The sequence below is a fragment of the Aminobacter sp. DSM 101952 genome (genome assembly GCF_001424795.1).
Lineage (GTDB): Bacteria > Pseudomonadota > Alphaproteobacteria > Rhizobiales > Rhizobiaceae > Aminobacter > Aminobacter aganoensis.
On sequence record NZ_LMCL01000023.1, the window covers coordinates 321,860 to 334,406 of the forward strand.

A 12,547-nucleotide genomic window follows, 5' to 3' on the forward strand; every position below is an offset into this window, starting at 1 on the left:
CGATGGAAGGAACTCGCGCATGCGCGACACGATGCAACTCGTCCCCATGGTCGTCGAACAGTCGCCCCGCGGCGAACGCTCCTTCGACATCTTCTCGCGGCTGCTGCGCGAGCGGATCGTCTTCCTCAACGGCGAGGTCGACGACAATTCGGCGTCGCTGATCTGCGCGCAGCTGCTGTTCCTCGAGTCGGAAAACCCCAATCGCGAAATCTCGTTCTACATCAACTCGCCCGGCGGCGTGGTGACCAGCGGCTTCGCCATCTACGACACCATGCAGTTCATCCGCTGCCCTGTCTCGACCCTGTGCATGGGCACGGCGGGCTCGATGGGCTCGTTCCTGCTGATGGCCGGCGAGCCTGGCCGGCGCATTGCCCTGCCCAATGCCAGCGTGATCCTGCACCAGCCCTCCGGCGGCTTCCGCGGCCAGGCTTCCGACATCGAGCGCCATGCCGAGGACATCCTCAAGCTCAAGCGCCGCATGACGCGCCTCTATGCCGAGCACTGTGGACGAACCGAAGAGGAGGTTTCACGCGTTCTCGACCGCGACTTCTTCTTCACGGCGGAGGAAGCCAGGAACTGGGGCATCGTCGACCACGTCTACGACCGGCGCGAAACCGTCGAAGGCATTTCCGGAAAGTGACCGGCCTCGCTCAGGCTGCGACAGGCGCAGCCTCGACATGGCTCCGCGCTCGTACCCGGCGCGACGCCAGCAGCAGGATGAATGAAACGGCAAAGCAGTAGAAGCCCATTGCCAAAATCTGGCCGGGATAACTCACGCCGCCATCGATCAGGAACCCGGTCAGGCCCGGTCCGATTGCAGAGGCGAGTACCCCGGCGGCCACGATCAGTGCCCTGATCGAGCCAAGGTGCTTCAAGCCGTAGACTTCGGGCCAGACGGCGCCGAACAGCATCGTCGACAAACCGTTCGAGACGCCGAGCAGCGCCATGAAGCCGAAGGCACTCCACTGCGCGTCGACGAGGCCCAGCAACAGGCAGGCGAGCCCCAGCGGCAGCAACACGAAAGGCAGCAGCGACAAGCCGGAAAAGCGGTCGATGAGTTGGCCGACCACCAGCGTGAAGGCGGCATTGACCAGCGCGGTCACCAGGTAGGACGAGGCGAAGACCTCGAGCGACCAGCCTCGCAACTCCACCAGATAGACCTGGTGGAAAAACAGGGTCGTCACGATCAGGCCCGGCGCCATCACGCCTAGCAGCAAGACATAGAAGATCGGATCGCGGACGACCTCGGCCCGCGTCCAGTCGCGCGCATCGACCCGGCGAGCCGCAGGGTCCGACGGGCGCGGCTTCCGGTCCCTGGCCACCAGAACGGCAATTGCCGGCACCGCGACAAACGCCAGCACGGCTGCCGACAGCAGCCAGCTGTTGCGCCAGCCGACCGCGGCGGAGATCAGCACGAATGCCATCGGCAGGATGCCGTCGCCGGCATTGTGGCCGAGGATGACGGTCGAAAGCGCGCGCCCCCTTTGCGCCGAAAACCAGCGCGCGGTCGCTGTGTAGGCGGCATGCACCATCATGCCCTGGCCGAACAGGCGCAGCAGATAGATCGTCACGAATAACAGCGCGAGGTGCTGCGACAGCGCCATCGAGGCGCTTGCCAGCGCCAGCATCGGCACGATGAACAGCGCCACGTTGCGCACGCTGCGGCGGTCGACGATCTGGCCGAGATACGGCAGGCTCAAGGCGCTGGCCAGTGTCGCAAACATGTAGATCGTGCCGAACTCGCCATGCGACAGACCATAGTCGCGGCGGATGTCGCCGGCCGACAAAGCGACGAACGATGTCATGCCGAAGGTCGAGAAGAAGGTGAGCAGGAACCCGCCGGCAAGCCAGCGCGGATTGTCTCGGACGAAGGCGATGTAAGACACCGGCCCGGTCTATGCGTGAGCGGCTGGCTGCCGCGCCAGGCGCATGTACATGCCGTCGTTCGAAACCTCGAAGCCAAACTTGTTGTAGAGGCCATGCGCGTCGCTGGTGCGCAGGCTCCAGCCGGTCACGCTGGCAAGGTCCGGATGGTCGAGCAGCGCCTGCACGAGGCCCGTGCCGATTCCGAGGCCACGATGTTCGGGCCAGACGATCACATCGCAGACATAGGCGAAGCAGGCATTGTCGGTGACCACCCTGGCGAAACCGACCTGCCGCCGGTCGAGATAGGCGCCCACGCAGAGTGAGTTGTCGAAGGCGCGCCGGTTGATCTCGTCGCTTCGCTCCGCGCCCCAATAGCTCGCCTTGATGACTTCCGACGTCTTGCCGAAATCGATGCGCGACAGGTCAAAGCTGATCTCGACCACAGCCATGGGTCATTCCTTCCGGCGGAAACCCGCCGCATGATATGCTATTGATTTCAGGCTTTTATCCGCGATCCCTGAATCGATTTGTAATCGGGTAGCGCCGGTCGCGGCCAAAGTTTTTCTTGGTGATCTTCACGCCCGGCGCCGCCTGCCGCCGCTTGTATTCGGCGATGTAAAGCAGGTGCTCGATGCGGTGGACGGTGTCGCGGTCATGGCCGCGCGCCACGATCTCGTCGACCCCCATCTCGTTCTCGACCAGGCACTCCAGGATGTCGTCGAGATCAGGATATGGCGGCAACGAATCCTGGTCGGTCTGGTTGGGACGCAGTTCGGCGGAAGGCGCCTTGTCGATGATGTTCTTGGGGATCACCTCGCCCGAGGGGCCGAGTGCGCCGGGCGGTACCTGGGTATTGCGCCAGCGCGACAGCGCATAGACCTGCATCTTGTAGAGGTCCTTGATCGGATTGAAGCCGCCATTCATGTCGCCGTAGAGCGTGGCATAACCGACCGACATCTCGCTCTTGTTGCCCGTCGTCACCACCATCGAGCCGAACTTGTTGGACACGGCCATCAGGATCGTGCCGCGGGCGCGCGACTGCAGGTTTTCCTCGGTGATGCCTTCCTTGGTGCCTTCGAACAGCTGCGTCAACGCATGCGAAAACCCATCGACAGGCTCGTGGATCGGCACGATGTCATAGCGGCAGCCGAGCGCGCGGGCGCAGTCCTCGGCATCTTTCAGCGAGTCGGACGAGGTGTAGCGGTAAGGCATCATGATCGCCCGCAGCCGCTCCTCGCCCAGCGCATCGACGGCGAGCGCCGCGCAGATCGCCGAATCGATGCCGCCCGACAGGCCGAGCACGACGTTCTTGAAGCCATTCTTGTTGACGTAATCGCGCAGGCCCAGCATGCAGGCGCGATAATCGGCCTCTTCCCGCTCGGGTATCTTCGACATCGGCCCCTCGACGCAGGCCCAGCCTTCGTCGCCGCGCCGCCACAGCGTCATCGCCACCGTTTCCTCGAACTGGCTCATCTGGAACGCCAGCGAATGGTCGGCATTGATCGCAAACGAGGCGCCGTCGAACACCAGCTCGTCCTGCCCGCCAAGCTGGTTGGCATAGAGCAGCGGCAGGCCGCTCTCGATCACCTGGCGGATCGCCACCTGGTGGCGCACATCCATCTTGGCGCGATAGTAGGGCGAGCCGTTCGGAACCAGCAGGATTTCGGCACCGCTCTCGGCCAGTGTCTCGCAGACGCCGAGTTCGCCCCAGATATCCTCGCAGATCGGGATGCCGAGGCGCACGCCGCGGAAATTGACCGGCCCGGGCATGTCGGGACCGGCCTGGAAGACGCGCTTCTCGTCGAATTCGCCGTAGTTGGGCAGGTCGACCTTGAAGCGTTCGGCAATGACCTTGCCGCCATCGGCGACGATGATCGCATTGTGCACGCCGCTCTTGCGCTTGAGCGGCACCCCGATGATGACGCCGGGGCCGTTGTCGGCGGTGTCCTTGGCAAAATCCTCTGCTGCCCGCTCGCACGCTGCCAGGAAGGCCGGCTTGAGCACGAGATCTTCCGGCGGATAGCCGGCCAGGAACAGTTCGGTGAACAGCACGAGGTCGGCACCCTGGCGTGCCGCATCCGCCCTTGCCTCACGCGCCTTGGCAAGATTGCCCTGGATGTCGCCGACAGTCGGGTTCAACTGGGCGACAGCAACACGGAGGATATCGGGGATGGATTTTTTCGTCATGCCAGCGGTTTAGCCTGCGTCTTTGTGGGGGGCAATGGCGATCGATTGGACCATCATTCGCCCATGTAGGCGCGGAGTTCGTCGGCCGGGTGGTTGACGCCGATCGACATCGACAGGATGCGCGAGATATGCGCTCGCGGCAGCCCGGTCGCCACCGCCCATTCGTTGATCTGTGCCTGCACCTTGGCGAGGTCCTTCTTCGACGTGGCCGCTTCGCCGATGTCGAGCCCGGCATCGCGCAACGCCAGGATCATGTCCTGCGACAGGATGAAGGTGTCCCAGCCGAGCCAGCGCAGCAGGTACTGCCCGGTGTTGCCACCAAGGCGGCTGCCGTGCTTGCCGAGATAGGCGGTGAGCCCGACCTGGTCGTCGGCCGGCCAGTCGGCCAAGAATTTGCCGAAGCCGCCATGCTCCTTCGATACGTGCTCGACGAAGGCGGCATTGTCGCGCACCGACCGGATTTTCTGCGGATTGCGCACGATGCGCTTGTCCGATGCCAGGTCGTGCCAGAAATCGTCGGGCTGGAACAACAGCCGCTTCGGCTCGAACCCCAGAAAGGCTTCCTCGAAGCCCGGCCACTTCTGCTCGATGACCCGCCAGACAAAACCGGCCGCAAAGACCCGCTCGGCCATGGTGGAGAGGATGCGGTCGTCGCTGACCTTGGCAAGTGCTGCATTACCGGACACCGGTCCGAGCAGCGACTTCAGCACCGCCTCGCCGCCCTTGCGGTCGGCAGCCCGCGCCCTGATCTTCGCAAAATCCATCCTGGTCCCTCCTCGCCCGCATTCTGGCGCCGCACGCGAATATCTTCTTATATGGATTTGCCGCTGCCAAGCAGCGCCTTCACCAGTGCGGAGCGGAACATGAACAAGACCGTAGCTGACCTTGCAGGCCGCTGGCTGGCCCGGAAATCCGAGAACCTGAGCGAGGTCGAGCACAAGGTGCTGCAAAGCGCGATCGACAGGAAGGCAGTCTCGCGCAACGTCAACGAAAGCGTGGAACGACAGGAAGGCACCGGCGACCGCCTTGCCGATGCGATAGCCCGTATCGGCGGCTCCTGGAGCTTCATCCTCACCTTCCTGGCTTTCCTCGTAGCATGGACCGGGCTCAACGCCTGGATGCTTGGCCGCGAATCTTTCGATCCCTATCCATTCATCTTCCTCAACCTCATCTTGTCGATGCTCGCGGCAGTGCAGGCGCCGATCATCATGATGTCGCAGAACCGGCAGGCCGAGCGCGACCGCATCGATGCCGCACATGACTATGCGGTGAACCTCAAGGCCGAGATCGAGATCATGGCACTACACGAGAAGCTCGACGAAATCCGCTTCCAGGAGATCATCCTGCTGCGCCAACAGCTCCGCGAGCTCGCCGAGCAGGTCGGCCGCATCGCCCCTCCCGCCGCCGGGCAGTCTCCGGCCCAATGATCGACACGATCCACAGCCTCGTCGAGCGCTTCGGGCTTTTGGCGGTGTTCGTCGGCTGCATGGCCGAAGGCGAAAGCGTGGCTATCCTCGGCGGTTTCTTTGCCCATCAGCAGGTGTTTGCACCCTGGCAGGCCTTTGCCACGGCGGCGTCCGGCGCCTTTCTCGGCGACACGCTGTTCTTCGTGCTGGGCCGCCGGTTTTCGAACCACAAATGGGTGCGCTTGCTGCGGCGCCGGCCGGGATTCAGCCACGCTTACCGGATGGTGCAGTCGCATCCGTATCTGTTCGTTCTGGCCAACCGCTATATCTACGGCATGCGCCTGGCGGGCGGCATCGCCGCCGGGCTTTCGCGCATTCCCGTTGTCGCCTTCCTTGCGTTGAATGCATTGTCCGCGCTGGCCTGGGCGGCGCTGTTCGTCAGTCTTGGCTACGTTTTCGGCCTCGGTGCCGAGCACATTGTCGGCGACGCGCTGAAAGGACATCAGCGCCTGCTGATCGGGCTCGGCATCGGCGTGGTGGTGGCCGTCGCAGGCTGGCTTCTCGCCCGTCATGTCGTGAAGAAAGAGCCGCGCGAGTAGCTTCAGCCGATGAGTTCGCGGTCGCCGCGATCCAGGATCAGCGGGATGATCAGGTCTTCCTCGTCGTCGAGATGCCTGGTCAGCATCGCCACCAGCCGCGCGTTCTCGTCGGCATAGGCGTCGGCGGCGAAGCGCTGGCTGTCTTCGCTTTCCTTGAGCGCACGGAGAAAGGCGCTTGCCGTCTCGGCATTGCGTTCCAGCGCCTCATGGATCAGGTGATGGTCGGCATCGAGGATCTCGAATCCTGGCCTTAGCCGCGTTTCGGCGTTGGCGAAGACAGGAAAGTAGTGGTGGTCCTCGACATTGTGGTGCCCGTCGAGATTGCCGAGGAAGTGGTTGAGGCGCGGCGCAAACCAGCGGGCGAACTGCTGCGCATCCATGCGGCCCTCGCGATAGTCGCCGATGCCCGTGGTGAGCATGGCGCCCAGTTCGCGGAACATGTCATGCCGCTGCAGCCACATCGACGCCATGCCATGAACGTTGTCATGGTCGAACCAGTCCTCGCGCGGGTATTTGTCGACCAGCCAGCGCAGATCCTCGGGCAGGCCTGCCCTGGATTCGAGATGGTGGATATCGGCTTGATCAGCCATGTCGGTCTCCTTTGGTGACCGACATGTAGGTACGGCTCCGTCAGATCGAAAGGCCGAGGAGGCGCTCGGCGATGGCGAAGCCCCAGACGCCGAGCACGATCACGATCGAGATCAGCACGGCAAGCGAGCCGCAGTCCTTGGCGAGTTGGATGTCGATGTTGAACTCACGGCTCACAGCATCGCATGCCGCCTCGATGCCGGTGTTGAGAACTTCGACGGTGACGAGGAAGAGGATCGAGCCGATCAGCAGCGCATAGCCGCTCCAGGTCTCGGCCAGGAACCAGCCGATCGGGAGTGCAGCGACCAGCAGCATGATCTCCTGCTGGAACGCCGCTTCGGTGCGGATCAACCGCGAGAACGCCCGCACCGAATTCTGGAAAGCCTTGACCAGCCGATCCATGAAATGCCCTTTCAGCTCAATCGAAGGGGCATCATTTAGCTGCTCGGCGATCAGTCGAACAGATAGGAATCGTTGGCAAAGAAGCCGTGGTCGACCGAATCGTGCACGCGGCGCCCTTTTGCACCCTCGCCTGCCGCCCCATAGGCAAAGAAGATCGGCATCAGATGCTCGTCGGTCGGGTGGTTCTCCGACGGATACGGTGCCTCGTCCTTCCAGTGGAGGATCGCATCGGTGTCACCCGAAACCAGCTTGCCGGCGAACCATTCGGTGAAGGCGTACACCTTGCCGGCCAGAACCGGGTCAGCCTCCGCGCCGTGCCTCAACGTCGAGAAATAGGCGCGCAGATTGTGGGTGACGTGACCCGAACCGATCAAAAGGACGCCCTCGTCGCGCAACGGCGCCAGCGCCTTGCCGATGGAATAGTGCCACGCTGCGTCGCGGTTCGGATCGATCGATACCTGCACGATCGGTATGTTGGCATCCGGGAAGGCAAGCTTCATCGGCGTCCAGGTGCCGTGGTCATAGCCGCGCTTCTCATAGGTGTGAGGATTGAGCCCGGCTGCCTCGAGCATGCCGAAAACTTTCGTCGCGAGCGCCGGTTCGCCCGGGGCTGGGTAAACCATCTTGTAGAGTTCCGGGGCAAAGCCGCCGAAGTCATAGATCATGCCAGGCTTGGGATCGGTCACCACCGCCACACCGTCGGTCTCGAAATGGGCGGAAACGACGACGATCGCCTTCGGTTTCGGCATCAACTCCGAGACCGTTTCGAGGTAATGGCGCGCCGGCGTGTCGGCCAAAACGATGTCGGGACCGCCATGCGAGATGAAAAGTGTGGGCAACGAAGTCATTTTCTTTCTCCTTGCCCTGAATATACGCCCTGCGGGTCGTTTCGAGCAGACCGGTGCCAAGCGACGAAGCGTTCACCGAACGTGAACGCTTCGCGTCTGTCGTTCAGTCTTCCGCCACTGCGACACCCGGAGACGACCGCTCATATTGCGGCAGGCCGTCATTGATCTCGTAGTGGCCGGGCTTCTGGCCGACGAAGATGTGGCAGGAACCGGCAAGCGCGTCAGGATCGTCGAACAAGCCCGCCATGATCGAGATGTCCGGCTCGCTGTGCGCCTTCCAGAACAGCAGCGAGCCACACCGGCTGCAAAAGCCACGACGTGCAAAATCCGAGGCCGCATACCAGGTGATATGCTCGCTGCCCTCGATCTCCAGTTCGCCATCGGCAACGCTGGTCGCTGCATAAAAATGCCCGCTCTGCTTCCGGCATTGCGTGCAATGGCAATAAACTACGCCGCGCAGCGGTCCGGTTACAGTGAGCCGTACGGCCCCGCACAGGCACGACCCTTTGTTCGACTCGTCCATTTTTTCCTCCATGGCCACGCCCAGACTGAGCCTGCGCGAGATGCGATGCGCAAGAGTTTGCCACATCCGGCACGCTGCCGGAGCCTCGGCGACGTCAGGGCCCAGGAAAATACACCCTGTGGTAGAAAAATGAACGCGACATCGCTGCAAATTAAGGAAACCTTAGCCAGCCTAAATTAGACGTCGATACAAGTGATGAGCGCAGAGGGGACCTGCGTCGTTGCAAAGCACTCTCATCTCGCCGCTCGCTCCCGACCGGTCGCCCGCCAGAATTTTGCCGGCATGGAAGCGATCGTTTGGCCAACTGAAACGGGACATACATGCATTCTGCAGCCGCCCCGACAGACCGAGGCAATGATATTGCGAGCACTGTCGTGGCGACGATGGCCCAGATGGGAGTCATCGGACTGCCGCGCAACTACGAGATCTTCTATGAGGCGCTGACCGGCACCAACCCGGCGCTCAGCCTCGAAGTCATCGCGCTCGGCAATCGCCCGACCCAGGACCAGCTGGACCTTGTCGGCCAGAAGTTCTTTGCCGTGAACCACGGCCAGGGCATCGTCGAACAGGCACGCGAGATCCTGGCACGCGAACTCGAGGGCGTTGCCAGCCTGCTGCGCAACGAGCGCAGCCATCTGGAGCGCTACGGCAAGGTGCTCGACGAAACGTCGAGCGGCCTGAACAGCCGCACGGCAATGTCACAGGAACTGCTGCAGAAGATCGTCGGCGTCATGGCGGTGGCCACTGCCTCGACCATCGATCACGGCAAGCAGGTGGCGAGCACGCTCGGCGATAAGTCGAGCGAACTCGAAAGCGTTAAGTCGAAGCTCGAAGAGTACAAGAAGCTCGCCGACACCGACCCGCTGACCCACATCTGGAATCGGCGCGCCTTCGACCGAAGGATCGCCAGGATCTACAACGACAACAAGGGAATCCTGTTCAGCGCCCTGATCTTGGCCGACATCGACCGGTTCAAGGACATCAATGACCGGCACGGCCATCCCGTCGGCGACAAAATCCTGCGGATCATCGCTGACATCTTCCAGTCGAGCGTCCATCGCGACATGTTCGTCGCCCGCACCGGCGGCGAGGAGTTTGCGCTGATCGTCGAAGGCACCACCGAGGAAGCCACCTTCGAGATCGCCGATCGGGTTCGCCTGCTGGTTGCGCAGACACAACTCAAGGATATCCAGCCCGGCGTGAACTACGGCCAGGTGACGGTTTCAATGGGCGTCTGCATGGCATCCGACGCCGAAAGCCCCGAAGACCTCTACGCCAAGGCGGACCGCGCGCTTTACCGTTCCAAGCTCATCGGCCGCAATCGCGTCACCCGCTATTCGACGATTGCGGAGCGCCAGGGCAAGAACTGGATGCTCTACAAGAAGGACTGATCGGCGACGGCGTTTCGGCAGAACCTCTTTCCATATGAATTTGTATGGACTATATTTTCCATAGAAATGGAAAGACCGATGCGGAACCACCTCGATCCAACACCAGCAGCCAGCCAGGGCACCGTCATCACCAAGGCGACCCTGCGCGCCGCCGACATGCTCGGCATCACCGCCAAGGCCCTCGCCTCCGTCATCGGCGTCTCCGAAGCCACGGTATCCAGGATGCGCAAGCAGGAATTCGCCCTGGAAGCCGGCAGCAAGCCATTCGAGCTCGCCGTGTTGTTCGTCCGCCTGTTCCGCTCGCTCGACGCCATAGTCGGCGGCGACGAGTCGGTCGCCCGGTCCTGGCTGCGCAACGACAACACAGCGCTCGGCGCCACGCCAATCGAGAAGATCGTCACCATTTCCGGGCTCGTCGATGTCATTGCCTACCTGGACGCCCGCCGCGCTCTCGTCTGAGGCGCGTGCGCTCGAAGGCCGTTGCTGGCGGCTGGTCGAGGCCCAGCATCGCGTGTCCACCCTGAAGCTCGTCGACGACCTCGACGAGCAGGCATTGCTGGAGGAATTGGTCGAGGCAACCAAGCCGGTCGTGCCGGTCGAATGCCGCAAGCTGCACTATCTGCTGGCGACGCCGTTCCGCTACGGCTCGAACTATCCAACCGGTTCGCGCTTCCGCCGCGCCGGCAAATCGCTTGGCGTCTACTACGCCGCCGAGAAAGTGCAGACCGCCGTCGCCGAGATGGCTTTCTACCGGCTGCTGTTCTTTTCCGAATCTCCCGACACGCCCTGGCCCAGCGACGCGGCCGAATACACGGCCTTCGCCGCTGCCTTCAAGACGACCCGCGCCATCGACCTGACCGCGCCGCCATTGTCGGAGGATGCTGCAAGCTGGATGCATCCGACCGACTACGCTGCCTGCCAGCAGGTGACCGACGACGCGCGCGAGGCCAATTTGCAGGCGATCCGCTATCGCTCGGTGCGCGATCCCCGGGGCGGTGCCAACCTGGCGCTTCTATCCTGCACGGTCTTTGCCAAGCCTGCGCCCGTCGAGCGGCAGACCTGGCGTATCCGCCTTGGCCCTTCCGGGGTCCAGGCCATCTGCGAATTCCCCGAGATCCGCATCGGCTTCGACCGCACCAGCTTTGCCGGCGATCCTCGCCTTCAAGACATGCGCTGGATCAGGACATGAAAAAGGCGCCGGTCGAAACCGGCGCCTTTGACTTGAACTTGCCTACTGCGGATCAGGCGTTGACTGCCTTCTTCTCGGCGGCCGGCGCGCTCTTCCTGAGCAGTTCCGACACCAGGAAGGCGAGTTCGATCGCCTGGTCGGCATTGAGGCGCGGATCGCAATGCGTGTGGTAGCGATCCTGCAGCTCTTCGGCGGTGATGGCGCGGGCGCCACCTGTGCATTCGGTCACGTTGTTGCCGGTCATCTCGACATGAATGCCGCCCGGGTGAGTACCCTCGGAGCGGTGGATGTCGAAGAAGCTCTGCACTTCGCTCAGGATGCGGTCGAACGGACGCGTCTTGTAGCCGGCGGCGGTGATCGTGTTGCCATGCATCGGATCGCATGACCAGACGACCTTGCGGCCTTCCTTCTCGACGGCGCGGATCAGCTTCGGCAGGTGGTCGCCGACCTTGTCGTGGCCGAAGCGCGCGATCAGGGTCAGGCGGCCAGCCTCGTTCTCCGGGTTCAGCACGTCGATCAGCTTGAGCAGGTTGTCGGGCGCGATCGACGGGCCGCACTTGAGCCCGAGCGGGTTCTTCACGCCACGGCAGTATTCGACGTGGGCGTGATCGACCTGGCGCGTGCGGTCACCGATCCAGATCATGTGGCCCGACGTCGCGTACCAGTCGCCCGAGGTCGAATCGACGCGGGTCAGCGCCTGCTCGTAACCGAGCAGCAGCGCCTCATGGCTGGTGTAGAAGTCGGTCTCGCGCAGCGCGTAGTTGGTCTCCGACGTGATGCCGACGGCACGCATGAAGTCCATCGTCTCGGTGATGCGATTGGCCAGGGCCTCGTAACGCTCGCCCTGCGGGCTGTTCGACACGAAGCCGAGCATCCAGCGCTGAACATTCTCGAGGCTGGCATAGCCGCCCTGCGCGAAAGCGCGCAGCAGGTTCAGCGTCGCCGCCGACTGACGGTAGGCCATTTCCTGGCGCGCCGGATCGGGCACACGCGACTTTTCGTCGAATGCCGGGCCGTTGATGATGTCGCCGCGATAGCTCGGCAGCGTGACGTCGCCCTTGGTCTCGTTGTCGGACGAGCGCGGCTTGGCGAACTGGCCGGCAATGCGGCCGACCTTCACCACCGGCTGCGCGCCGGCGAAGGTCAGCACGACCGACATCTGCAGGAAGACGCGGAAAAAGTCGCGGATGTTGTCCGCGCCATGTTCGGCGAAGCTCTCGGCGCAATCGCCGCCCTGGAGCAGGAAGGCTTCGCCATTGGCGACGGCGGCGAGCTGCTTCTTCAGTTTTCGCGCTTCACCCGCAAAAACCAAGGGGGGAAAGGTGGCGAGACGAGCTTCCGTTTCCGTGAGCGCCGCAGCATCCGGATAAGCCGGGACCTGCTGGATCGGCATGCTTCTCCAGGAATTCGGTGACCATTTCGTCATGTTCGCACCTAAAAGTTTTGCCAGCGGGCACCTCACCCGCGCTATGACCCGCCAATACGGGAACGCGGCTCCTTACACGATGAGGAGCCGCTATACTACCCCGTATTAGGTGTACGCCCGAA

Annotated in this window: 15 protein-coding genes; 6 read left to right on the forward strand and 9 right to left on the reverse strand. The window is 63.0% G+C overall.

Going from position 1 to position 12,547, the window contains the following annotated elements:
• Positions 1-19: 19 nt before the first annotated feature.
• Positions 20-640, forward strand: a complete 621-nt coding sequence (locus ASC75_RS15605; protein ID WP_055977245.1) for an ATP-dependent Clp protease proteolytic subunit — start codon at positions 20-22, stop codon at positions 638-640.
• A gap of 10 nt (positions 641-650) precedes the next feature.
• On the opposite strand, the gene ASC75_RS15610 is transcribed toward ASC75_RS15605, so the two are convergent.
• The 4 genes from ASC75_RS15610 to ASC75_RS15625 are packed head-to-tail and all read right to left on the reverse strand — an operon-like array spanning position 651 to position 4,817.
• Complete coding sequence (locus ASC75_RS15610) at positions 651-1,886, reverse strand: MFS transporter (protein ID WP_055977248.1); 1,236 nt, start codon at positions 1,884-1,886, stop codon at positions 651-653.
• A 9-nt stretch (positions 1,887-1,895) separates the two neighbouring features.
• Positions 1,896-2,315 carry a GNAT family N-acetyltransferase gene (locus tag ASC75_RS15615; RefSeq protein WP_055977251.1) on the reverse strand — a complete coding sequence of 140 codons (420 nt, stop codon included), beginning with the start codon at positions 2,313-2,315 and terminating at the stop codon, positions 1,896-1,898.
• Between the two features lie 55 nt (positions 2,316-2,370).
• Positions 2,371-4,053 (reverse strand): NAD+ synthase, encoded by a 1,683-nt coding sequence (locus ASC75_RS15620; protein ID WP_055977255.1) that lies wholly within the window; start codon positions 4,051-4,053, stop codon positions 2,371-2,373.
• 53 nt (positions 4,054-4,106) lie between these two features.
• Positions 4,107-4,817 carry a DNA-3-methyladenine glycosylase I gene (locus tag ASC75_RS15625; RefSeq protein WP_055977258.1) on the reverse strand — a complete coding sequence of 237 codons (711 nt, stop codon included), beginning with the start codon at positions 4,815-4,817 and terminating at the stop codon, positions 4,107-4,109.
• Between the two features lie 99 nt (positions 4,818-4,916).
• On the opposite strand from ASC75_RS15625, the gene ASC75_RS15630 reads away from it, so the two are divergent.
• Together ASC75_RS15630 and ASC75_RS15635 are read left to right on the forward strand one after the other, a co-directional pair.
• The gene (locus ASC75_RS15630) at positions 4,917-5,480 is read left to right on the forward strand and encodes a DUF1003 domain-containing protein (protein WP_055977710.1); all 564 of its coding nucleotides are present in this window, start codon (positions 4,917-4,919) and stop codon (positions 5,478-5,480) included.
• Positions 5,477-6,058, forward strand: a complete 582-nt coding sequence (locus ASC75_RS15635; RefSeq protein WP_055977261.1) for a DedA family protein — start codon at positions 5,477-5,479, stop codon at positions 6,056-6,058. Before ASC75_RS15630 ends, ASC75_RS15635 begins: the two co-directional genes overlap by 4 nt.
• A 2-nt stretch (positions 6,059-6,060) precedes the next feature.
• On the opposite strand, the gene ASC75_RS15640 is transcribed toward ASC75_RS15635, so the two are convergent.
• From ASC75_RS15640 to ASC75_RS15655, 4 genes are all read right to left on the reverse strand, one after another.
• Positions 6,061-6,648 (reverse strand): hemerythrin domain-containing protein, encoded by a 588-nt coding sequence (locus tag ASC75_RS15640; protein ID WP_055977265.1) that lies wholly within the window; start codon positions 6,646-6,648, stop codon positions 6,061-6,063.
• A 40-nt stretch (positions 6,649-6,688) separates the two neighbouring features.
• On the reverse strand, positions 6,689-7,048 hold the full coding sequence (locus ASC75_RS15645) for a diacylglycerol kinase (protein WP_055977268.1): 360 nt from the start codon (positions 7,046-7,048) through the stop codon (positions 6,689-6,691).
• 50 nt (positions 7,049-7,098) lie between these two features.
• Positions 7,099-7,896, reverse strand: coding sequence for a class III extradiol ring-cleavage dioxygenase (locus ASC75_RS15650; protein WP_055977272.1), 798 nt, complete (start codon positions 7,894-7,896; stop codon positions 7,099-7,101).
• 103 nt (positions 7,897-7,999) lie between these two features.
• Complete coding sequence (locus ASC75_RS15655) at positions 8,000-8,419, reverse strand: GFA family protein (RefSeq protein WP_055977713.1); 420 nt, start codon at positions 8,417-8,419, stop codon at positions 8,000-8,002.
• Positions 8,420-8,739: 320 nt separating this feature from the next.
• Between ASC75_RS15655 and ASC75_RS15660 the strand changes: the two genes are divergently transcribed.
• The 3 genes from ASC75_RS15660 (at position 8,740) to ASC75_RS15670 (ending at position 10,999) form a co-directional block, all read left to right on the forward strand.
• Positions 8,740-9,810, forward strand: coding sequence for a GGDEF domain-containing protein (locus ASC75_RS15660; RefSeq protein ID WP_055977275.1), 1,071 nt, complete (start codon positions 8,740-8,742; stop codon positions 9,808-9,810).
• Positions 9,811-9,888: 78 nt separating this feature from the next.
• Positions 9,889-10,269 (forward strand): MbcA/ParS/Xre antitoxin family protein, encoded by a 381-nt coding sequence (locus ASC75_RS15665; RefSeq protein WP_055977717.1) that lies wholly within the window; start codon positions 9,889-9,891, stop codon positions 10,267-10,269.
• Positions 10,229-10,999 (forward strand): RES family NAD+ phosphorylase, encoded by a 771-nt coding sequence (locus ASC75_RS15670; protein ID WP_055977277.1) that lies wholly within the window; start codon positions 10,229-10,231, stop codon positions 10,997-10,999. Before ASC75_RS15665 ends, ASC75_RS15670 begins: the two co-directional genes overlap by 41 nt.
• A 52-nt stretch (positions 11,000-11,051) precedes the next feature.
• On the opposite strand, the gene ASC75_RS15675 is transcribed toward ASC75_RS15670, so the two are convergent.
• Complete coding sequence (locus ASC75_RS15675; protein ID WP_055977280.1) at positions 11,052-12,425, reverse strand: 3-deoxy-7-phosphoheptulonate synthase class II; 1,374 nt, start codon at positions 12,423-12,425, stop codon at positions 11,052-11,054.
• Positions 12,426-12,547: the final 122 nt, after the last annotated feature.

What these genes read in the sequence shown, in the direction of transcription:
- ASC75_RS15650 (WP_055977272.1), bottom strand. Translation starts at nt 7,896, where the DNA reads ATGACTTCGTTGCCCACACTTTTCATCTCGCATGGCGGTCCCGACATC.
- ASC75_RS15660 (WP_055977275.1), top strand. Translation starts at nt 8,740, where the DNA reads ATGCATTCTGCAGCCGCCCCGACAGACCGAGGCAATGATATTGCGAGC.
- ASC75_RS15645 (WP_055977268.1), bottom strand. Translation starts at nt 7,048, where the DNA reads ATGGATCGGCTGGTCAAGGCTTTCCAGAATTCGGTGCGGGCGTTCTCG.
- ASC75_RS15675 (WP_055977280.1), bottom strand. Translation starts at nt 12,425, where the DNA reads ATGACGAAATGGTCACCGAATTCCTGGAGAAGCATGCCGATCCAGCAG.
- ASC75_RS15665 (WP_055977717.1), top strand. Translation starts at nt 9,889, where the DNA reads ATGCGGAACCACCTCGATCCAACACCAGCAGCCAGCCAGGGCACCGTC.
- ASC75_RS15630 (WP_055977710.1), top strand. Translation starts at nt 4,917, where the DNA reads ATGAACAAGACCGTAGCTGACCTTGCAGGCCGCTGGCTGGCCCGGAAA.
- ASC75_RS15605 (WP_055977245.1), top strand. Translation starts at nt 20, where the DNA reads ATGCGCGACACGATGCAACTCGTCCCCATGGTCGTCGAACAGTCGCCC.
- ASC75_RS15640 (WP_055977265.1), bottom strand. Translation starts at nt 6,648, where the DNA reads ATGGCTGATCAAGCCGATATCCACCATCTCGAATCCAGGGCAGGCCTG.
- ASC75_RS15670 (WP_055977277.1), top strand. Translation starts at nt 10,229, where the DNA reads ATGTCATTGCCTACCTGGACGCCCGCCGCGCTCTCGTCTGAGGCGCGT.
- ASC75_RS15620 (WP_055977255.1), bottom strand. Translation starts at nt 4,053, where the DNA reads ATGACGAAAAAATCCATCCCCGATATCCTCCGTGTTGCTGTCGCCCAG.
- ASC75_RS15655 (WP_055977713.1), bottom strand. Translation starts at nt 8,419, where the DNA reads ATGGACGAGTCGAACAAAGGGTCGTGCCTGTGCGGGGCCGTACGGCTC.
- ASC75_RS15625 (WP_055977258.1), bottom strand. Translation starts at nt 4,817, where the DNA reads ATGGATTTTGCGAAGATCAGGGCGCGGGCTGCCGACCGCAAGGGCGGC.
- ASC75_RS15635 (WP_055977261.1), top strand. Translation starts at nt 5,477, where the DNA reads ATGATCGACACGATCCACAGCCTCGTCGAGCGCTTCGGGCTTTTGGCG.
- ASC75_RS15615 (WP_055977251.1), bottom strand. Translation starts at nt 2,315, where the DNA reads ATGGCTGTGGTCGAGATCAGCTTTGACCTGTCGCGCATCGATTTCGGC.